Raw genomic sequence first — 18,436 nt, forward strand, 5'->3', positions numbered from 1 at the left:
CATGTCAGTCCTCGAGATCCGCGACCTGCACGTCACCGTCGAGACGGACCAGGGCACCAAGCCCATCCTCAACGGCGTCGACCTGATCATCCGCGAGGGTGAGATCCACGCCATCATGGGCCCCAACGGCTCGGGCAAGTCCACCCTCGCCTACACGATCGCCGGTCACCCGAAGTACAAGGTCACCCAGGGCACCATCACGCTCGACGGCGAGGACGTCCTCGCGATGACCGTCGACGAGCGCGCCCGCGCCGGCCTGTTCCTCGCCATGCAGTACCCGGTCGAGATCCCCGGCGTGACCAACACCAACTTCCTCCGCACCGCCAAGACCGCGATCGACGGCCAGGCGCCCGCCATCCGCACCTGGGTGAAGGACGTCCGCGAGACGATGGGGCAGCTCCGCATGGACTCCTCGTTCGCCGAGCGCAACGTCAACGAGGGCTTCTCGGGCGGCGAGAAGAAGCGCAACGAGATCCTCCAGCTCGAACTGCTCAAGCCGAAGTTCGCGGTGCTGGACGAGACCGACTCCGGCCTCGACGTCGACGCGCTCAAGGTCGTGTCGGAGGGCGTCAACCGCGCCAAGGCCAACACCGGTCTCGGCATCCTCCTGATCACGCACTACACGCGTATCCTCCGCTACATCAAGCCGGACTTCGTGCACGTGTTCGTCGCCGGCCGGGTGGCCGAGGAGGGCGGTCCGGAGCTCGCCGACCGCCTGGAGGAGGAGGGCTACGACCGCTTCGTCGACGCCCCCGAGTCCGCGTCCGCCTCTGCGGCCGAGCTGGCCGAGGCCTGAGCGACGGCCCGGAGGTAGAATCCGATCATGCCCGCCACGCTGAGCCCCGCCCTCTTCGACCAGGTCGAAGAGGCGCTCAAGAACGTCATGGACCCGGAGCTCGGGATCAATGTCGTCGACCTGGGCCTCATCTACGACCTGGCCTGGGATGAGGAGAACAACGCCCTCATCATCTCGATGACGCTCACGAGCGCCGGCTGCCCGCTGACCGACGTGCTCGAGGAGCAGACCGCCGAGAGCCTCGACGGCATCGTCGAAGCCTTCCGCATCAACTGGGTGTGGATGCCGCCGTGGGGCCCCGAGCGGATCACCGACGACGGCCGCGACATGATGCGCGCCCTCGGCTTCGCCATTTGACTTTCTCCCGCAATCCGTTCCTCGCTTTCTCCCGCTGCGCCCCGGCGTGTCGCGGCAGAAAGTGAGGAACGGATCGCTGGTTTCTGAACGTAAGGAATACTGCTGTGCTTGCCGTGCACGATCTCGAGTTGCGTGTTGGTGCGCGCCTGCTGATGGAGGGCGTCAGCTTCCGCGTGGCCGACGGCGACAAGATCGGGCTCGTCGGCCGCAACGGCGCCGGCAAGACCACCCTGACCAAGGTGCTCGCCGGCGACCTGCTGCCGACGGCCGGCAAGGTGGACCGCTCGGGCGAGCTCGGCTACCTGCCGCAGGACCCGCGTTCGGGCAACCTGGACGACCTCGCGCGCACGCGCATCCTCGATGCCCGTGGCCTCGGCTCGATCGTCCTCGGGATGCAGCAGGCCACGCACGACATGGCGAGCGACGACGCAGAGGTTTCCGCCGCGGCCATGAAGAAGTACGGCCGGCTGGAGGAGCAGTTCCACATGCACGGCGGCTACGCGGCCGAGGCGGAGGCGGCCTCCATCGCCTCCAACCTGAACCTGCCCGACCGCATCCTCGACCAGCCGCTGAAGACCCTCTCCGGAGGCCAGCGCCGCCGCATCGAGCTGGCGCGCATCCTGTTCTCGGACGCGCGCACGATGATCCTGGACGAGCCGACGAACCACCTCGACGCCGACTCCGTCGTGTGGCTGCGCGACTTCCTCAAGAACTACTCCGGCGGCTTCATCGTGATCTCGCACGATGTGGAACTGGTCGGCGAGACGGTCAACCGGGTCTTCTACCTGGACGCGAACCGCCAGGTCATCGACATCTACAACATGGGCTGGAAGAACTACCAGCGCCAGCGCGCCGCCGACGAGGAGCGCCGCAAGAAGGAGCGCGCCAACGCCGAGAAGAAGGCGTCTGCGCTCCAGCTCCAGGCCGCGAAGTTCGGCGCCAAGGCGACCAAGGCCGCTGCCGCGCACCAGATGGTCGCCCGGGCCGAGAAGCTGCTCGCCGGCCTGGACGAGGTGCGCCAGGTCGATCGGGTTGCGAAACTGCGTTTCCCGACCCCTGCGGCGTGCGGCAGGACGCCGCTCGCGGCCTCCGACCTGTCCAAGAGCTACGGTTCGCTGGAGATCTTCACGGCCGTCGACATCGCGATCGACCGCGGGTCGAAGGTCGTCGTCCTCGGGCTGAACGGTGCGGGCAAGACCACGCTGCTGCGGATGCTCGCCGGCGTCGACAAGCCCGACACCGGCATGGTGGAGCCCGGCCACGGCCTCCGCGTCGGCTACTACGCGCAGGAGCACGAGACGATCGACGTCGAGCGCTCCGTGCTGCAGAACATGGTGTCGTCGTCACCGAACCTGACCGAGACCGAGGCGCGCAAGGTGCTCGGCTCGTTCCTGTTCACCGGCGACGACGCGCACAAGCCGGCCGGCGTGCTCTCCGGCGGCGAGAAGACCCGGCTCGCACTGGCGATGATCGTGGTGTCCGGCGCGAACGTGCTGCTGCTGGACGAGCCGACCAACAACCTGGACCCCGCCAGCCGCGAGGAGATCCTCGACGCGCTCGCCCACTACGAGGGCGCTGTCGTGCTGGTCAGCCACGACGAGGGCGCGGTGGAGGCGCTGAACCCGGAGCGGGTGCTCATCCTCCCGGACGGCGTCGAGGACCACTGGAATCGCGACTACCTCGACCTGATCTCGCTGGCGTAGCCCCACGACGTTCGTGCCGAATCGCGACTCTGACGCGCTCGGAGCCGCGATTCGTGCCGAATGTCGGGGCCTAGTGGGTGTCCAGGAGTTCGTCTTCGACGTCGGCGTCGGTGCGTCGGAGCGCTCGGCGGCGGGCGCGCTCGGCGGCGCGGGCCTGCTCGGCCGGGTCGTGCTCGTTGCGCTTGCGGTACTCGGTGCGGAGCGCGTAGCCGAGACCGAAGAAGCCGATCAGCGCGAAGATGATCCACTGGATCATGTACGACCAGTGCAGCCCCTCGTCCTGCGTCGGCGGATCGGTGACGGTCGGCGTCGGCGCGCTCGCGGGGCTCGGCTTCTGCGAGGCGAGCAGCCCATACGCTCCGGTGTAGACGTCAGCGCCGCCGAGCTTCTGCTTGACGACCGAGAGCTGGATGGTGCCGACCTGCATCCCGACGCCGGTGCGGCCCTGGATGGCCGGCTCGCTGGCCTTCAGCCGTGCGATGACGGTCACGGTTCCGGAGGGTGCGGCCGGCACGTGGTCGGGCTGGTCCGTGTTGCTGCCGGTGGGCACCCAGCCGCGGTCCACGATGAACAGCGAGCCGTCGGCGGTGCGCAGTGGGGTGAGGACCTCGAAGCCGGGGGAGCCGTTGAACGGGCGGTTGCGGGCCAGGATCTCCTTGTCCTTCTCGTAGGTGCCGGTCACGGTGACGCGCGTCCACTCCTGCGAGGGGGAGTAGGCGGTGAGCGACGGCAGCTCCTGGTCGAGCGGGACGGGGTGCGAGTAGAAGTTGGCGGAGATCAGCGCGTTGGCGGCCGCGGCCTCCTTGCTGCGCGCGAGCTGCCAGTTGGAGAGGAAGCCGCAGGCGATGGCGAACACGATCGCGAAGGCCAGGTAACCGAACCAGCGGCGGGAGATCGCGAAGCTCCAGCCGACGGACTTCTGCTCCGGTGCGCTCACGCTGTCGTCCGCTCAGCGCCGACGGGCAGGACGGCGACCGGGAACTGACGCGCCGCGAGGAACTCGCGCAGGTAGTCCACGTGCTCGCCGCACGCCAGCCACGCCTTGACCCGGTCGGCGGTGTGGATGCGCGGGTTGCGCCACTCGATCCGCCACGACGCGGTCTCCCGGCAGCCGGCGCGCGAGCAGGTGAGCGGCTCGGGATCACCCAGTCCGATCACTCGTCCTCCTCATGCGCGTTCGCACCGTGCGTGCTGCCGTGCGGCTCGTCGCCGGGCTGCTCGCCCGTGTCGTCCCGGCGCCTTCCGGGCGGGGGCGCCATCGGAAGGATATTGCCCGGACGCTGTGCTTCCGCTTCATGCGGCTCCGCGCCGACGTTGGCGATGACCACCGCGAAGTACGGCAGGAACACCGCGCCGATCAGCGGGATGGCCGCCCACGGCCAGCCGAGGAAGATCGCGACGACGAGACAGACGATACGGACTCCCATGGCGACGGAGTACTTGATCATCCGCCGCTTGCGCTCTTCGTCCGGCGAGAGCGGGAGATTGGTGATGGACGGGCGTGGCTGCTTCATGTGCGTTGACACCAGACTACGTCCATAAACTGGTACCGGCCCGCTCCGGGCCGAATCATCGAAAGGATCGTCTGCATGACCACGCCGCGCACTGTGCTCGTCACCGGAGGGAACCGGGGGATCGGCTACGCGATCGCCGAGGAGTTCCTCGCTCAGGGGCATCGCGTGGCGGTGACGGCGCGTTCGGGCGAGGGCCCGGCCGGCGCGCTCACGGTGCGTGCCGACGTCACCGACGCGTCCTCCGTCGACGCCGCCTTCACCCAGGTGGAGGCCGAGCTCGGCCCGGTCGAGGTCGTCGTGGCGAACGCCGGCATCACGAAGGACACCCTGCTCATGCGCATGAGCGACGAGGAGTTCGACTCGGTCGTGCAGACCAACCTGGGCGGCGCGTTCCGCGTCGTCAAGCGCGCCTCCAAGGGCATGCTCAAGGCGCGTTGGGGTCGCATCGTGCTCATCTCGAGCGTCGTGGGTCTGTACGGTTCCGCAGGGCAGGTCAACTATGCGGCCAGCAAGGCCGGGCTGGTCGGCATGGCCCGCTCGATCACGCGCGAGCTCGGCGCCCGCGGGATCACGGCCAACGTGGTCGCCCCCGGCTTCATCGAGACCGACATGACCGCCGCCCTCCCGGAGGCGCAGCAGGCCGAGTACAAGCGCAACATCCCGGCCGGCCGCTTCGCCTCGCCGAACGAGGTGGCGCGCGTGGTCGCGTGGGTCGCGGGGGACGACGCGGGCTACGTGTCCGGCGCCGTGATCCCGGTCGACGGCGGCCTCGGGATGGGGCACTGAGAGAGCCCTCGCGGCGCGTCCCGTGACGCCGCCCGCGCGGGTGGTGCCCGGGTGATTTTCTCGCATATCGAATAGAAATGTGAGGTTTCTCGGGAGTAGGTTGCCTCCTGTCCGACGACGACGACGGACGACGGCAACGATCCGGAGGTCTCGATGGCTCTCACACTCACGCCCCGCACCAAACTCCTGGCCGCAATGGGCATCGTGCTCAGCGCGGCGGTCGGCCTGACGCTCGCCGCGTTCACGGACTCGGGGAACGTGCAGACGACGTTCACCTCCGGGTCCCTCGACCTGAAGTTCGACGCGGACCAGGACGGCAACCCCACCGACTACATGGTGGACTTCAGCGCGGGCTTCGACAACCTGGCGCCGGGCGACACGGTCGACCGCGACCTCCAGGTGTACAACTCGGGCACGATCGACGCGGACGTCGCGCTCGCGGTCCCGCAGATCACGAACAGCGCGGGGACGCCGGCGTCCGCACTGCAGGACGAACTCGCCGTGGTGATCACCGACACGACAGTCCCGGCGTCGCCGGTGACGCTCTACACGGGGCCGCTCACGGGCGCGACCTTCAGCGTGCTCGACATCGGCTCGGGCGGCTCGGCGAAAGGGCGCACCCTACACTTCGCGGTGACGCTCGACCCGGCGGCGGGCACCGAGGTCGCAGGGCAGACCATCACCGTCGTGCTGCCCTTCACGGCCACCCAGGCGTGATCGACTCCGCGCCCGTGCGGGCGTCGATCGTGACCGATCCTCCCGGCGCGTCCTGGACGGGCCTCAAGCCGGGGGACCACGTCACGGCGAGCCTGACGGTGACCAACACCTTCGCCTATCCGGTGGAGCTCAGCGGCGTCGTGAGCCGGGAGGGCGTGCTGACCGTCGGCGCGCATCCACTCCAGGTGGGCTTCGACATCGTCCGGAGTACGGACGCGGGAGGGGGCACGACCGGCGCGTGCCCCCTCCGCGCCGACGCCCTCCCGGCGGACACGCACGCCCGGGTGCTCGTCGACGTGACCTTTCCCCAGGCCGCGGGCAACGAATACCAGAACGCGTCGGGGCAGGCGACCCTGTTCCTGACGGCCACGCAGATCACACCGGAGGAGTGCGGCGGAACGGTGGCCGCACCGCCCGCGGGCCGTGGCCCGGGCGGCCTCGCCGAGACCGGGCTCGACCTCTCGCCGACGCTGCTGGTCGCCGTCGTCGTCGCCCTCGCCGGGTGGGCGATCCGCGCGGCCGGACGGCGGCGTCGGGGGAGGACGGCGTCGTGAGCGGCCGGCGTACGGCCGCGCGGGTGCTCGCGGTGGCGTCCGGGATCCTCGCCGCCGCCTCCCTTCTCGCTGTGGCGCCGGGGAACACCGCGGATGCGGCCTTCACCGCGACGGGCGGAGTGCGGGCCTCGTTCGCGAGCACCGCCGCCGTCCCGCTCGACTTCGCGGGCGTCGACGCCGGCGACGACTACTCCCTCGGCTGGACCGCCGACGGCCGGCTGTACGCGTGGGGTGCGAACGACAGCGGGCAGCTCGGGGTCGGCGACTACACGGCGCGCCCGATCCCCACCCTGGTGCCGTTCCCGTCCGGGGCGGCGGTCGCCGAGGCGTCCGCGGGCATCAACATGTCGATCGCCGTCACGACGACGGGCGACGTGTACACCTGGGGCAACAGCGACGTCACGACCGGGGTCACCCGTCCGGCCCTCGTCCCGAGCCTGTCCGGCCTCGGGGTCGTCGGCGCGTCTGCGGGCGGCTACTTCTTCCTCGCCTGGACGTCGAGCGGACAGCTCTACTCCTGGGGCACTTCGGGAGGAGGGCGGCTGGGCCGGCCCGCGTCCGCCGACCTGTACACGCCGGGCCTCGTGACGGCGCAGGGACTGGACACCCGCTTCGTGACGAGCGCGTCCGCCGGCCGGTTCTTCGGGATCGCGTCCGTGGACGGCGGGACGGCCGTCGCCGGGTTCGGGACCCTGTACGGCGCGACCGGCGGCGTCACGTTCAGCGGCCTCCCGCCGGACTCGCCGGTCAGCGGGCTGATCGCGGGCAACGCGTTCGTATTCGCCTGGACAGCAGACGGCCGGCTCTACTCGGGCGCGTCCAGTCGGCGCTCGCGCAGGAGACCACGCTCGCGGGAACCCATGTCGTGAGCGCGGTTGTCAGCGTCCCGTCGACCGGAGCGAGCTCCTTCTACGCCTGGGACGACCAGCACACCCTGTACGCCTGGGGCCTCAACACCTCGGGACAGCTCGGGCTCGGCGACACCGCCGACCGGGCGTCGCCGACCGCGGTGGCGCTCCCGCCGGGGGTCACCCTGCTCGCCGTCGCCGCGGGCAGCGCGCACGCGCTGCAGATCGCGACGGGCGGCGAGTTCTCCGCGGCCGGATCGAACTCGTCGGGGCAGCTCGGCACCGACGACACGGCGTCGCGGACCTCCTTCAGCACCCCGGTGCTCATCGTGCGGTGGCCGTGATGGGCCGTCCCGCCACGCAGGGCCGCCCCGCCGGCCTGGGCCGCCCCGCCGGCCTGAGCCGCCCCGCCGGCCTGGCGCTGAACGTGGCGGCGGTGCTCGGCCTCCTCTGCGTCGCGGTGGCCGCTGTCGCGATGCTCACCGGGATGCGCATCATCATCTTCTCCACCGGATCCATGGCGCCGACGACCCCGGCCGGCTCGCTCGCCGTCACCCTGCCGATCGCCGCGCCCGACATCGCGGTGGGCGACGTGATCAGTGCGCCACGGGCAGGCGACGGCGCACTGGTCACACATCGCGTGGTGTCGATCGACCACGCGACGGGGCTGTGGCTCGTCTCGATGCGCGGCGACGCCAACAAGGCGTCCGACGCCGCCCCCTACGACGTGACCGACGGCGCCCAACGGCTCGTCTGGTCGGCGCCAGGGGTGGGCGCGGCGATCGCCCAGGTGCGCTCGCCCTGGATCCTGGTGGCGACGCTCGCGCTGCTCGGGCTGATCGCCATCCCGTCCCGGCGGCGGGCGCACCGGCATCGCGCGGGTCGACGGGAGGCCGCCGACCTGCGCACGGCCGTCAGCCCCGCAACCCCAGCAGCGGCAGCACCTGAGCCAGGTCCTGCCGGTCGATGACCAGGTCGGCCTCCTCGCGCACGCGCGGCTTGGCGTTGAACGCGACGGCGAGCCCGGCCTCCGCCATCATCCGCAGATCGTTCGCGCCGTCGCCGATCGCGACGGTCTGACGCAGGTGCACGCCGGACTCCGCCGCCCAGAACAGCAGGGCCTGCGCCTTCGCGGCGGCGTCGACGACGGGGCCGTCGACCTCGCCGGTCAGCACACCGTCGGCCACGGCGAGCCGGTTGGCGCGCCAGTGGTCCAGGCCCAGCCGTTCGCCGAGGGGTCGAGCAGCTCGTGGAAGCCGCCGGAGACCACCCCGACCTCGCCGCCCGCGGCCTGGACGCCGGCGATGAGCTCCGGCACGCCGTCGGTCACGCGGATGCGCTCCCCGACGCGCTCGAAGACCGAGACCGGGAGGCCCTCCAGGGTTCGGACGCGCTCGCGCAGGCTCTCCTCGAAATCGAGCTCGCCGCGCATGGCGCGCTCGGTGATCTCGGCGACCTCGGTGCGCGAGCCGGCCTCCTCGGCGAGCAGCTCGATCACCTCGTCGTGGATGAGGGTCGAGTCGGCGTCGAGGACCACCAGGAAGCGGGCGGCACGCTCGGAGGGACGGACGCCGTCGTGTTGGTGACCGGGCGTCATGGGAGGACGTGCACTCCCTTGCCGACCACGGTGATGCCGGACTCGGTGACCGTGAAGCCGCGCGCGCGGTCGCGCTCGGGGTCCACGCCGATGCGCGCGCCCTCCGCCACGACCACGTCCTTGTCGAGGATGGCCCGGCCGACGAACGCGTTCGGCTCGATCAGGGCGCGGTCGAAGACGACGGAGTCGATCACCTTGGCTCCGGAGGCGACAGTGGCCCACGGGCCGAGCACGCTGCGCTCGAGGTGCGCCCCGGAGATGACGGAGCCCAGCGAGACGATCGAGTCGATCGTGGTGCCCAGCGCCCCGCGGCCGTCGCGCACGATCTTCGCCGGGGGAGTTGAGCACCTGGCTGAAGATCGGCCACTCCCGGTTGTAGAGGTTGAACACCGGCAGCGCCGAGATGAGGTCCTGGTGGGCCTCGAAGAACGAGTCGATGGTCCCCACGTCGCGCCAGTAGTACCGGTCGCGGTCGGTCGATCCCGGCACGTCGTTGTTGTTGAAGTCGTAGACGGCGGCCTCGTTCCGCGCCACGAAGTCCGGGATGATGTCCCCGCCCATGTCGTGGTTGGAGTCGGGTCGGTCGCCGTCGCGGACGACCGCGTCGATCAGGGCGTCGGCGTCGAAGACGTAGTTGCCCATCGAGGCGAGCACCTCGTCGGGAGAGTCCGGCAGGCCCACCGGGTCCTTCGGCTTCTCGCGGAACGCCGCGATCCGGTCGGGCTTGCCCGCGTCCACCTCGATGACGCCGAACTGGTCCGCGAGCGAGATCGGCTGACGGATCGCCGCGACCGTCGCGGGAGCGCCCGAGTCGATGTGGGCCTGCAGCATCTGGTTGAAGTCCATGCGGTAGACGTGGTCGGCGCCGACCACCACCACGATGTCGGGCCGCTCGTCGCGCAGCAGGTTGAGACTCTGCAGGATGGCGTCGGCCGAGCCGCTGAACCAGCGTTTGCCGAGCCGCTGCTGGGCCGGCACGGACGCGATGTAGGAGTTGAGCATCCCGTCCAGCCGCCAGGTCTGCGACACGTGCCGGTCGAGGCTGTGCGACTTGTACTGCGTCAGCACGACGATCTGGCGGAACTGGGAGTTGATCAGGTTGGACAGCGCGAAGTCGATGAGCCGGTATTGTCCGCCGAACGGCACCGCGGGCTTGGCGCGGTCGGCGGTCAACGGCATCAGCCGCTTCCCTTCGCCGCCCGCGAGCACGATGCCGAAGATCTTCTTGCCTGCTGCCATAGGCACCACAGTAGAGGCATCCGGGGGCTGTACTAGCGTTCTCGTCATGCGCGTTGATCTTCTGACCAAGGAGTACCCGCCGGACATCTACGGCGGCGCCGGGGTGCACGTGACCGAGCTGGTCCGCGCGCTGAGGACCGATACGGAGGTTCGCGTGCGCTGCTTCGGCGAGCCGCGGGACGAGGCGGACACCTTCGCGTACCGCGTCCCGGCCGAGCTCGCGGCGGCCAACGGATCGATCACCACGCTCGGGGTCGACCTCCAGATGGCGCAGGACTGCGGGGGAGCGGACGTCGTCCACTCGCACACCTGGTACGCGAACGCGGGCGGCCACGTGGCGAAGCTCCTGCACGGCGTGCCGCACGTGGTCACCGCGCACAGCCTGGAGCCGCTGCGGCCGTGGAAGGCCGAGCAGCTCGGCGGAGGCTACCGCGTCTCGAGCTGGATCGAGAAGACCGCCTTCGAAGCCGCCGACATGGTCATCGCCGTGAGCGACGGCATGCGCCGCGACATCCTCTCCTCGTACCCGGCGCTGGACCCGCAGAAGGTCACCGTCGTCTACAACGGCATCGACCTGGAGCGCTGGACCCCCTGCACGACGCCGACAAGGCCCGCGCTCTCGGCATCGACCCGGATCGTCCGGCCGTCATCTTCGTGGGGCGGATCACCCGGCAGAAGGGCCTCCCGTATCTGCTGCGTGCCGCCCGGATGCTGCCGCCGGAGGTGCAGGTCATCCTCTGCGCCGGCGCTCCGGACACCCCGGAGATCCTCGCCGAGGTGACCGGCCTGGTGGAGGGGCTGCAGGCCGAGCGCGACGGCGTCGTCTGGATCGACCGGCTGCTGCCGAACGACGAGCTGCGGGCGGCCCTCACGGCCTCCACGGTGTTCGTCTGCCCCTCGATCTACGAGCCGCTCGGGATCGTGAACCTGGAGGCGATGGCGTGCGGCCTCCCGGTCGTCGGGACCGCGACCGGCGGCATCCCCGAGGTCATCGTCGACGGCGTGACGGGCCGGCTGGTGCCGATCCAGCAGCTCACGGACGGCACCGGGACGCCGACCGACCCGGAGGCGTTCGTCCGCGACCTCGCGGCCGCGCTGACCGAGGTGGCCTCCGACCCCGAGCGCGCGGCCCGGATGGGCGCCGCTGGCCGCGAGCGCGCCGAGACCGAGTTCAGTTGGACCGCGATCGCCGAGCAGACCCGCGCCGTCTACCGGTCCGTGGCCTCCGCCTGACGCCGGTAGGCTAGAGCGCATGGCAGGCAGTGTTCTCCGTCTTCACGACGTGTCCGTAGTCCGGGACGGCAACCCCGTCCTTCAGAACGTCGACTGGACGGTGGAACCGGACGAGCGCTGGGTCATCCTCGGCCCCAACGGCGCAGGCAAGACCACGATGCTGCAGGTCGCCGCGGCGGCCATCCACCCGTCGTCGGGGGAGGCCGTGGTGCTCGGCGAGACCGTCGGCCACAGCGACCTGTCCGAGCTGCGCCCCCTGATCGGCTTCGCGTCGACCGCGCTGGCCCGGCGCATCCCGCGCACCGAGCGCGTGCTCGACGTCGTGATGACAGCCGCGTACGCCGTGACCGGCCGCTGGAACGAGCTCTACGAGGACATCGACGAGCGCCGCGCCCGCCGGGTGCTCTCGGAGTGGCACCTCGATCACCTCGCCGAGCGCTCCTTCGGCAGCCTGAGCGACGGCGAGCAGAAGCGCGTGCAGATCGCCCGCTCGGTCATGACCGACCCGGAGATCCTGCTGCTCGACGAGCCCGCCGCTAGCCTCGACCTCGGCGGCCGCGAGGAGCTCGTCCAGCTGCTCGGCGGGTACGCGAGCGACCCGAAGTCCCCGGCGATCGTGATGGTCACCCATCACGTCGAGGAGATCCCGCTCGGCTTCAACCGCGCGCTGCTGCTCAAGGACGGCCGCGTCACCGCCGCCGGCCCGATCGGCGAGGTGCTGACGAGCGAGTCGCTCAGCGCGACCTTCGGCGTCGACGTGGAGCTCACCGAGACTGAGGGCCGCTTCACGGCCCGGGCGCGTCAGGCCGCGAGCGACTGAGGTATCTGCTAAACTCGATAGCTGGTTCCCCGCACGATCCATCGATCTGACAGGTGCGAACCGAAAAGCTTTCCGTCAACGCGCTGAAGCGCGCGGACACGACCGACCGAACACTACGCAACAAGGAAGTCCTCATGAAGACTGGCATCCACCCCGACTACGCCCCCGTGGTTTTCCGCGACCTGGCCTCGGGTGCGACCTTCCTGACCCGCTCCACCGTGAGCAGCGACAAGACCATCGAGTGGGAGGACGGCAACACCTACCCGGTCATCGACGTCGAGATCTCCTCGGAGTCGCACCCGTTCTACACGGGCAAGCAGCGCATCCTCGACTCGGCCGGCCGCGTCGAGAAGTTCAACACGCGCTACAAGAACTTCGGCAAGTAAGCCGCACCGCGAACGACCCCGCCCGAGAGGGCGGGGTCGTTCGCGTTATACAGCGGCGGACATTCGTGCCGAATGTCCCGTTTGGCGTCGCCACTCGCGACATTCGTGCCGAATGTGAGCGCTTCGTTCAGTAGTTTCGGTAGCCGTGCGAGGCGGCGATGCCCAGGCCGATGAACACGAAGACGACTACCAGGATGCCGATCGCCACCTCCACGAAGCCGATGATGACGGCCGCGAGGGCGAGGCCGCGGCCCTGCTCGCCGGTGCGCTTGATCTGGGAGAGGGCGACGAAGCCCAGGATGATGCCCACGACGCTCACGAAGAACGCGAGGATGAAGGCCACGATCGACATGGTGTTGTAGCCGGGCTGTGCCGGCGGCTGGTAGGCGCCGTACTGCGGTTGCTGCGGCTGCTGCGGCGGGAGGGGCTGCGGGTTCAGGTCGGGGTCGCTCATGTCTCAGACAGTAGCGACCCGAGGGGATGCGCGTCAGCCCCCAGCCTGCGGGGTGCGAACGGCAGAGCCGGTCAGGCGGGCCAGGCGTGCAGAGGCCACGCGCCCGACGCCGTGAACTCCGGGTCGCGGACGCGCCGCATGTACTCCTGGAAGTCGGCCGCTTGCTCGCGGCACCAGTCCACCTGCTTGCTGTGCAGGTCCGCTGCGGCCATCGCCAGCTCCTCGACGTGCCGCTGGGCCAGCGCCTGCGCGAGCCGGCCGGCGGCGATCGCGTCGGCTCCGGCGTCGTGGGCGGCGATCAGCTCCACGCCGTAATGGGTGGCGGTGACCGTGAGCGTCCGCTTGCCGGGGCGGTAGCGGTCCACCGCCCGGTCGATCACCAGCGGGTCGATGATCGGACCGGGGGAATGCAGCGGCTCGACGCCGTGGCGGCGGGCCTCCCGGTCGAGCAGCGTGAAGTCGTACGGGGCGTTGTAGGCGACCACCGGGATGCCGCGGTCGAAGAGGCGGCGGAGCTGGTCGACGATCGCGTCCACTCCGGCGCCGGCGTCCATGCCCTTCTCCCGGGCGAGTTCGGTGGTGATGCCGTGCACCGCCGTGGCCTCCGCCGGGATCTCCACCTGCGGGTCGAGCAGCCAGTACCGGCCGTGCTTGACCTCGCCGTCCTCGCCGAGGAGCCCGACGTGGGCGGTGACGATCCGGGCCGTCTCGACATCCACACCCGTGGTCTCCAGATCGAAGACGCCGAGTTCGTGATGCCAGTTACTCATGCAGCCAGCGTAGGAACGACCTCCGTCACCGCCGGGAACACACGCCGAGGGGCGCGTTAACGCCCCTGAAACCGTGAGACGGGGCGTATACGTGCCCGTCGGTGGAGGCGGATCACGCCCGGTGCGGCTCGATGTGCAGCCAGTAGAAGTTCTGGGTGCCGAGCGTGAGCGTGAAGCGCCCGTCCTCCGCCACCGTCGGGAACTCGCCGCCGCCGAACAGGTCGTACAGCGCGCTCCCGGCGAACTCGGGCGCCTCCAGCGTCACCGACACCGGGTTGTGCGCGAAGGAGAACACGCACAGCACGTCCTCCGGCTGGTCGCCGAAGTGCGTCCCGCTGCCCGCGTAGCTGCGCACGAAGGCGAGCACCGACTCGTGGTCGGTGGGCAGCACGCGCATATCGCCGAGCCCGAACACCGGGTGCGCCTTGCGGACGTGGATGACGTTGCGGATCCAGTGCAGGAGCGAGCGCGACTGGGCGAGCTGAGCCTCCACGTTCACCTGGTTGTAGTGGTAGACGAGCGACTGGACGACCGGCAGGAAGAGCTTGCCGGGGTCGGCGGTGGAGAAGCCGGCGTTGCGGTCCGGCGTCCACTGCATCGGCGTGCGCGAGCTGTCGCGGTCGGGCAGCCAGATGTTGTCGCCCATCCCGATCTCGTCGCCGTAGTAGAGGAACGGGCTGCCCTCCAGCGAGAACAGCAGCGCGTGGGCGAGCTCCAGCTCGGCGCGCGAGTTGTCGAGCAGCGGCGCCAGGCGCCGGCGGATGCCGATGTTGGCGCGCATCCGCGGGTCGTAGGCGTACCAGCCGTACATCGCCTGGCGGTACTCCTCGCTGACCATCTCCAGCGTGAGCTCGTCGTGGTTGCGCAGGAACACGCCCCACGCGGAGCCCTCGGGGACGTCCGTCGTCTCGGACAGCACCCGGATCAGCTCGGAGGCCTGCTGGCTGCGCAGCGCGTAGAAGATCCGCGGCATCACCGGGAAGTCGAACGCCATGTGGCACTCCGGCTCGTCCTCCGAACCGAAGAAGGCCGCCACCTCGCGAGGCCACTGGTTCGCCTCGGCGATCATCATGCGGCCCGGGTACTCGCGGTCGACCATCACCCGCAGCTTCTTGATGAACTCGTGGGTGGGCGGCTCGCCCTCGCCGTTGCCCTCGTCCGACTCGTACAGGTAGGGGATGGCGTCGAGCCGGAAGCCGTCCACGCCGAGGTCGAGCCAGAACCGGACCACGTCGAACATGGCGTCGTGGACCGCGGGGTTCTCGAAGTTGAGGTCGGGCTGGTGCGAGAAGAACCGGTGGAAGTAGAACTGCCGGCGGGCCTCGTCGAACGCCCAGTTGGAGTCCTCGGTGTCCACGAAGATGATCCGGATGTCCGGCCACTTGTCGTCGGTGTCGTTCCACACGTAGAAGTCGCCGAACGGACCTTCGGGTCGCTGCGCGACTGCTGGAACCACTCGTGCTGATCGGAGGTGTGGTTCATCGGGAGGTCGATGATGATGCGCATGTTGCGCTCGTGAGCCTTGGTCACCAGGTCGCGGAACTCCTCGATCGTGCCGAACTCGGGCAGGATCGCCTTGAAGTCGGACACGTCGTAGCCGCCGTCGCGGAGCGGCGACAGGAAGAACGGCGGCAGCCAGAGCGCGTCGATGCCGAGCCACTGCAGGTAGTCGAGCTTGGAGGTCAGGCCGCCGATGTCGCCGGAGCCGTCGCCGTTGCTGTCCACGAAGGAGCGGACCATCACCTCGTAGAACACGGCGCGGCGGTACCACTGCGGATCGAGGGTGAGCCCGGGCAGCGTGATGGGCGCGGTGAAACTCACGGTTCTCCTTCTCGAGCGGCCACGCCGTCGGGGCAGCGAGCTCGGGGGTCGTGCACGGTGGGGTCATGCAAGCGATTACATCCAGAGAAGTCTAGGACCTGCGGGCGGTGGGCTGTCCAGTCCTCCGGCCGCATTCACCGGGTTCCTGCTCCGGACCCGGCTTAGACTGGACGACGATGACCTCCTCGACACGGTACGCCGCCTCCCCGTACCGGGCCGCCGCCTCTCCGTACGCGGAGGCCCTGGGCCGTGTCCCGGTCCGCCGCGCGGAGCTCCCGCTGCTGGGCGGGCTGACGCGCTACTGGGACTACGGCGACCCCGACGCCGACACCACCCTCGTGCTGGTGCACGGCTTCCGCGGCGACCACCACGGGCTGGAGCCGGTGGTCGCCCAACTCGGCGGAGGTCCGCGGCTGATCTCGCCCGACCTCCCCGGCTTCGGGGAGTCCACTCCACTGACGGAGGTGGACCACGACATCGCCGGCTACTCGGCGTGGCTGCGCGCGTTCGTCGCCGGGCTCGGCCTGCGCGGCAGGGTCGTGCTGCTCGGGCACTCGTTCGGCTCGATCGTGGTCGCGGCGACGTTGGCCGAGGACGCGGGGAGCGGCCCGACGCGGTCGTGCTGGTCAACCCGATCGGTCAGCCCGCGCTCGCGGGCCCGCGCGGCGTCCTCACCCGGCTCGCGATCTTCTACTACTGGCTCGCGGCGGCGCTGCCCGAACGTCTCGGCTTCGCCCTGCTGCGCAACCGGATCATCGTCCGCGTGATGAGCATCGCGATGGCGAAGACCCGCGACCATTCACTGCGGGCGTGGATCCACGGCCAGCACGACAGCTACTTCTCGGCGTTCAGCGACCGGCGAGTGGTGCTGCAGGCGTTCCGGGCCTCGGTAGCGCACGACGTCAGCGAGTACGCGGCGAGCGTGCCGGAGCCGACACTGCTCGTCGCCGCGGTGGACGACGACATCACGCCGATCGCCGCCGAGCGCCGGCTGCGCGGGCTGTTCCCGGACGCGCGGCTCGTGGAGATCGGGGATGTCGGCCACCTCATCCACTACGAGAAGCCGGGGGAGGCCGCGCGAGCGATCGAGGAGTTCCTGACCGAGGGAGACGCCGCCACGAACCGCGAGGAGAGCGCGTGAGGATCGTCTTCGACTGCCGCTACACCCGCATCGGCCGGCACGACGGCATCAGCCGGTTCACGGCCGGACTCGTCGGTGCGTTGGCCCAGCGGCACGCCGTCACGATGCTGATCAGCGACCACCGCCAACTCGAGCTGCTGCCCGACCTCCCGTGGGAGCTCGCCGCCGCGCCGACCTCCGCCCTGGAGCCGCTGGTCGCCCGCCGGGTCAACAAGCTGAAGCCCGACATCGTGTTCTCGCCCATGCAGACGATGGGGAGCTTCGGGCGGCGCTACCGGCTGATCCTCACCGTGCACGACCTGATCTACTACCGGCACCCGACACCGCCGCGCGACCTCCCGGGGTTCGTGCGGGCGCTGTGGCGGCTGTACCACCTGGCCTGGTGGCCGCAGCGAATGCTGCTCAACCGGTCGGACGCGGTCGTGACCGTGTCCGAGACGACCAAGGAGCTCATCGCCGAGCACCACCTGACCTCGCGCCCGGTCTACGTCGTGCCGAACGCCGCGGACATGCCGGCCCTCCCGGAGGAGCGGCTGGCGCGCACCGCCCCGGAGGCGAAAGCGCTCGTCTACATGGGCTCGTTCATGCCGTACAAGAACGTGGACACGCTCGTGCGCGCGGCCGCGCAGCTCCCGGACTACCAGCTCCACCTGATGAGCCGGGTCACGCCCGCGGAGCGCGACCGGCTCGCGGCGCTGGCGCCCGGGGCGCGGCTGGTCTTCCACGACGGCGCGACCGACGAGGACTACGCCCAGACGCTCGCGCGGGCGACTGCTCTCGTGACGGCGTCGCGCGACGAGGGCTTCGGCATCCCGCTGGTGGAGTCGATGACGCTCGGAACGCCGGTGGTCGTCAGCGACATCCCCATCTTCCGCGAGATCGGCGGCGCGGCGGCGCTGTACTTCCCGGCCGACGACGCCGACGCGCTCGCGGCGCGGGTGCGGCACCTGGAGCAGCCCGGCGTATGGGCGCAGCGTTCGGCGGCGTCCCGGCGCGAGGCCGGACGGTTCACCTGGACGGCGTCCGCCGACCACCTGCTGACGGTCCTGACCGCGACGGCGACCAGGTCCGCCCGGCGCGGCCGCCGGGCTCAGAGCACCGACGCCGTGTAGAGGTCGCGGTCCTCCGGGCCGAGGTTGAAGCGGTCCAGCGTCAGCCGGCCATCGTCGTAGCGGAAGCGGTGCACCGAGCCGTTCGGGATGACCTCCCCGGGCCCGGGGAGCGCGTGGCCGGTCACGTGCCGGACCAGCGAGCCGATCACTCCGCCGTGACTGACCACGATCAGGTTCTGTCCGGGGTGCGCGTCGCCCAGCTCGAGCAGGGCGGGGAGCGCGCGCTCGACGACCTCCTCGCGGGACTCGCGTCCGGGGACGGGCGTGCCCTCCGGCCAGCGCTCGAGGATCTCGGCGCCGGTCAGCCCCTCCGCCTCGCCGTACTGCCGCTCGGCAACGGCCGGCAGCTTGCCCGGCTCGCCGAGCCCCAGGTGCCCGGCGATGATCCGCGCGGTGTCGAGTGCCCGGCTGAGCGGGCTCGCGTACACCGCGTCGAAGCGGCCTCCGGCCAGCGCCCGGCCCGTCGCCTCCGCCTGCGCCCGTCCCGTGCCGTTGAGCGGGATGTCGCTGGAGCCCTGGATGCGCTTGGCCAGGTTCCAGTCGGTCTGACCGTGCCGAACGAGGGAGATGAGGGTCACGCGCGTCCTT

At 70.5% G+C, this 18,436-nt stretch carries 19 protein-coding genes and 5 pseudogenes; 14 read left to right on the forward strand and 10 right to left on the reverse strand.

Going from position 1 to position 18,436, the window contains the following annotated elements; genetic code table 11:
• The first annotated feature begins 1 nt into the window (after position 1).
• From sufC to ACRAWC_RS00340, 3 genes are all read left to right on the forward strand, one after another.
• Complete coding sequence (sufC, locus tag ACRAWC_RS00330) at positions 2–796, forward strand: Fe-S cluster assembly ATPase SufC (protein ID WP_431345964.1); 795 nt, start codon at positions 2–4, stop codon at positions 794–796.
• 27 nt (positions 797–823) lie between these two features.
• On the forward strand, positions 824–1,153 hold the full coding sequence (locus ACRAWC_RS00335; protein WP_179605846.1) for a metal-sulfur cluster assembly factor: 330 nt from the start codon (positions 824–826) through the stop codon (positions 1,151–1,153).
• Positions 1,154–1,257: 104 nt separating this feature from the next.
• Positions 1,258–2,856 (forward strand): ABC-F family ATP-binding cassette domain-containing protein, encoded by a 1,599-nt coding sequence (locus ACRAWC_RS00340; RefSeq protein ID WP_431345965.1) that lies wholly within the window; start codon positions 1,258–1,260, stop codon positions 2,854–2,856.
• A 70-nt stretch (positions 2,857–2,926) separates the two neighbouring features.
• On the opposite strand, the gene ACRAWC_RS00345 is transcribed toward ACRAWC_RS00340, so the two are convergent.
• From ACRAWC_RS00345 to ACRAWC_RS00355, 3 genes are read right to left on the reverse strand one after another with little or no spacing between them, the layout of a single operon-like run.
• Entirely contained in the window at positions 2,927–3,793 is an 867-nt protein-coding gene (locus ACRAWC_RS00345; RefSeq protein ID WP_431345966.1) for an SURF1 family cytochrome oxidase biogenesis protein, read from the reverse strand.
• Complete coding sequence (locus tag ACRAWC_RS00350) at positions 3,790–4,014, reverse strand: hypothetical protein (protein WP_431345967.1); 225 nt, start codon at positions 4,012–4,014, stop codon at positions 3,790–3,792. Before ACRAWC_RS00350 ends, ACRAWC_RS00345 begins: the two co-directional genes overlap by 4 nt.
• On the reverse strand, positions 4,011–4,370 hold the full coding sequence (locus tag ACRAWC_RS00355; protein ID WP_431345968.1) for a DUF3099 domain-containing protein: 360 nt from the start codon (positions 4,368–4,370) through the stop codon (positions 4,011–4,013). Before ACRAWC_RS00355 ends, ACRAWC_RS00350 begins: the two co-directional genes overlap by 4 nt.
• Positions 4,371–4,445: 75 nt before the next feature.
• Here ACRAWC_RS00355 and fabG point away from each other — a divergent pair, with 75 nt between their 5' ends.
• From fabG to ACRAWC_RS00385, 6 genes are all read left to right on the forward strand, one after another.
• Positions 4,446–5,156 carry a 3-oxoacyl-ACP reductase FabG gene (gene fabG / locus ACRAWC_RS00360; RefSeq protein WP_431345969.1) on the forward strand — a complete coding sequence of 237 codons (711 nt, stop codon included), beginning with the start codon at positions 4,446–4,448 and terminating at the stop codon, positions 5,154–5,156.
• Positions 5,157–5,309: 153 nt separating this feature from the next.
• Complete coding sequence (locus tag ACRAWC_RS00365) at positions 5,310–5,873, forward strand: TasA family protein (protein WP_431345970.1); 564 nt, start codon at positions 5,310–5,312, stop codon at positions 5,871–5,873.
• A gap of 14 nt (positions 5,874–5,887) precedes the next feature.
• Positions 5,888–6,427, forward strand: a complete 540-nt coding sequence (locus ACRAWC_RS00370) for a hypothetical protein (RefSeq protein ID WP_431345971.1) — start codon at positions 5,888–5,890, stop codon at positions 6,425–6,427.
• A complete protein-coding gene (locus ACRAWC_RS00375) occupies positions 6,424–7,296 on the forward strand; it encodes an RCC1 domain-containing protein (protein ID WP_431345972.1) in 873 nt (290 codons plus the stop codon). The genes ACRAWC_RS00370 and ACRAWC_RS00375 overlap by 4 nt, the downstream gene beginning before the upstream one ends.
• Entirely contained in the window at positions 7,293–7,619 is a 327-nt protein-coding gene (locus tag ACRAWC_RS00380; RefSeq protein ID WP_431345973.1) for a hypothetical protein, read from the forward strand. The genes ACRAWC_RS00375 and ACRAWC_RS00380 overlap by 4 nt, the downstream gene beginning before the upstream one ends.
• Positions 7,610–8,245, forward strand: a complete 636-nt coding sequence (locus ACRAWC_RS00385; protein ID WP_431345974.1) for a S26 family signal peptidase — start codon at positions 7,610–7,612, stop codon at positions 8,243–8,245. The genes ACRAWC_RS00380 and ACRAWC_RS00385 overlap by 10 nt, the downstream gene beginning before the upstream one ends.
• On the opposite strand, the pseudogene serB reads toward ACRAWC_RS00385, so the two are convergent.
• Positions 8,190–8,872, reverse strand: a pseudogene (gene serB, locus ACRAWC_RS00390) (phosphoserine phosphatase SerB). The gene ACRAWC_RS00385 and the pseudogene serB sit on opposite strands and share 56 nt — an antisense overlap.
• Positions 8,869–10,111, reverse strand: a pseudogene (locus tag ACRAWC_RS00395) (glucose-1-phosphate adenylyltransferase). Before ACRAWC_RS00395 ends, serB begins: the two co-directional pseudogenes overlap by 4 nt.
• 46 nt (positions 10,112–10,157) lie before the next feature.
• Here ACRAWC_RS00395 and glgA point away from each other — a divergent pair.
• From glgA to ACRAWC_RS00410, 3 genes and pseudogenes are all read left to right on the forward strand, one after another.
• Positions 10,158–11,344, forward strand: a pseudogene (gene glgA, locus ACRAWC_RS00400) (glycogen synthase).
• Positions 11,345–11,363: 19 nt separating this feature from the next.
• Positions 11,364–12,164 carry an ABC transporter ATP-binding protein gene (locus ACRAWC_RS00405; protein ID WP_431345975.1) on the forward strand — a complete coding sequence of 267 codons (801 nt, stop codon included), beginning with the start codon at positions 11,364–11,366 and terminating at the stop codon, positions 12,162–12,164.
• Positions 12,165–12,298: 134 nt separating this feature from the next.
• Positions 12,299–12,550: a type B 50S ribosomal protein L31 gene (locus tag ACRAWC_RS00410; protein ID WP_090038270.1), complete on the forward strand. Its 252-nt coding sequence runs from the start codon at positions 12,299–12,301 to the stop codon at positions 12,548–12,550.
• A gap of 127 nt (positions 12,551–12,677) precedes the next feature.
• Here ACRAWC_RS00410 and ACRAWC_RS00415 read toward each other — a convergent pair whose 3' ends face one another.
• From ACRAWC_RS00415 to ACRAWC_RS00430, 4 genes and pseudogenes are all read right to left on the reverse strand, one after another.
• Positions 12,678–13,004 carry a DUF4190 domain-containing protein gene (locus tag ACRAWC_RS00415; protein ID WP_431345976.1) on the reverse strand — a complete coding sequence of 109 codons (327 nt, stop codon included), beginning with the start codon at positions 13,002–13,004 and terminating at the stop codon, positions 12,678–12,680.
• A 71-nt stretch (positions 13,005–13,075) separates the two neighbouring features.
• A complete protein-coding gene (locus tag ACRAWC_RS00420; RefSeq protein WP_431345977.1) occupies positions 13,076–13,774 on the reverse strand; it encodes a 3'-5' exonuclease in 699 nt (232 codons plus the stop codon).
• 112 nt (positions 13,775–13,886) lie between these two features.
• The gene (gene treS / locus ACRAWC_RS00425) at positions 13,887–15,230 is read right to left on the reverse strand and encodes a maltose alpha-D-glucosyltransferase (RefSeq protein WP_431345978.1); all 1,344 of its coding nucleotides are present in this window, start codon (positions 15,228–15,230) and stop codon (positions 13,887–13,889) included.
• A pseudogene (locus tag ACRAWC_RS00430) lies at positions 15,185–15,514 on the reverse strand (alpha-amylase family glycosyl hydrolase); the annotation flags it as partial. The gene treS and the pseudogene ACRAWC_RS00430, both read right to left, overlap by 46 nt.
• A 257-nt stretch (positions 15,515–15,771) precedes the next feature.
• Here ACRAWC_RS00430 and ACRAWC_RS00435 point away from each other — a divergent pair.
• Positions 15,772–16,736 (forward strand): annotated as a pseudogene (locus ACRAWC_RS00435) (alpha/beta fold hydrolase).
• Positions 16,733–17,848 (forward strand): glycosyltransferase family 4 protein, encoded by a 1,116-nt coding sequence (locus ACRAWC_RS00440; protein WP_431345979.1) that lies wholly within the window; start codon positions 16,733–16,735, stop codon positions 17,846–17,848. Before ACRAWC_RS00435 ends, ACRAWC_RS00440 begins: the two are co-directional and overlap by 4 nt.
• Here ACRAWC_RS00440 and ACRAWC_RS00445 read toward each other — a convergent pair.
• On the reverse strand, positions 17,827–18,426 hold the full coding sequence (locus ACRAWC_RS00445) for a histidine phosphatase family protein (RefSeq protein WP_431345980.1): 600 nt from the start codon (positions 18,424–18,426) through the stop codon (positions 17,827–17,829). The genes ACRAWC_RS00440 and ACRAWC_RS00445 overlap by 22 nt on opposite strands.
• Positions 18,427–18,436: the final 10 nt, after the last annotated feature.

The sequence above is a fragment of the Leifsonia sp. L25 genome, assembly GCF_050632895.1.

Coding starts and splice junctions, on each gene's coding strand:
- sufC (WP_431345964.1), top strand. CDS start 2: ATGTCAGTCCTCGAGATCCGCGACCTGCACGTCACCGTCGAGACGGAC.
- ACRAWC_RS00335 (WP_179605846.1), top strand. CDS start 824: ATGCCCGCCACGCTGAGCCCCGCCCTCTTCGACCAGGTCGAAGAGGCG.
- ACRAWC_RS00355 (WP_431345968.1), bottom strand. CDS start 4,370: ATGAAGCAGCCACGCCCGTCCATCACCAATCTCCCGCTCTCGCCGGAC.
- fabG (WP_431345969.1), top strand. CDS start 4,446: ATGACCACGCCGCGCACTGTGCTCGTCACCGGAGGGAACCGGGGGATC.
- ACRAWC_RS00365 (WP_431345970.1), top strand. CDS start 5,310: ATGGCTCTCACACTCACGCCCCGCACCAAACTCCTGGCCGCAATGGGC.
- ACRAWC_RS00405 (WP_431345975.1), top strand. CDS start 11,364: ATGGCAGGCAGTGTTCTCCGTCTTCACGACGTGTCCGTAGTCCGGGAC.
- ACRAWC_RS00410 (WP_090038270.1), top strand. CDS start 12,299: ATGAAGACTGGCATCCACCCCGACTACGCCCCCGTGGTTTTCCGCGAC.
- ACRAWC_RS00415 (WP_431345976.1), bottom strand. CDS start 13,004: ATGAGCGACCCCGACCTGAACCCGCAGCCCCTCCCGCCGCAGCAGCCG.
- ACRAWC_RS00420 (WP_431345977.1), bottom strand. CDS start 13,774: ATGAGTAACTGGCATCACGAACTCGGCGTCTTCGATCTGGAGACCACG.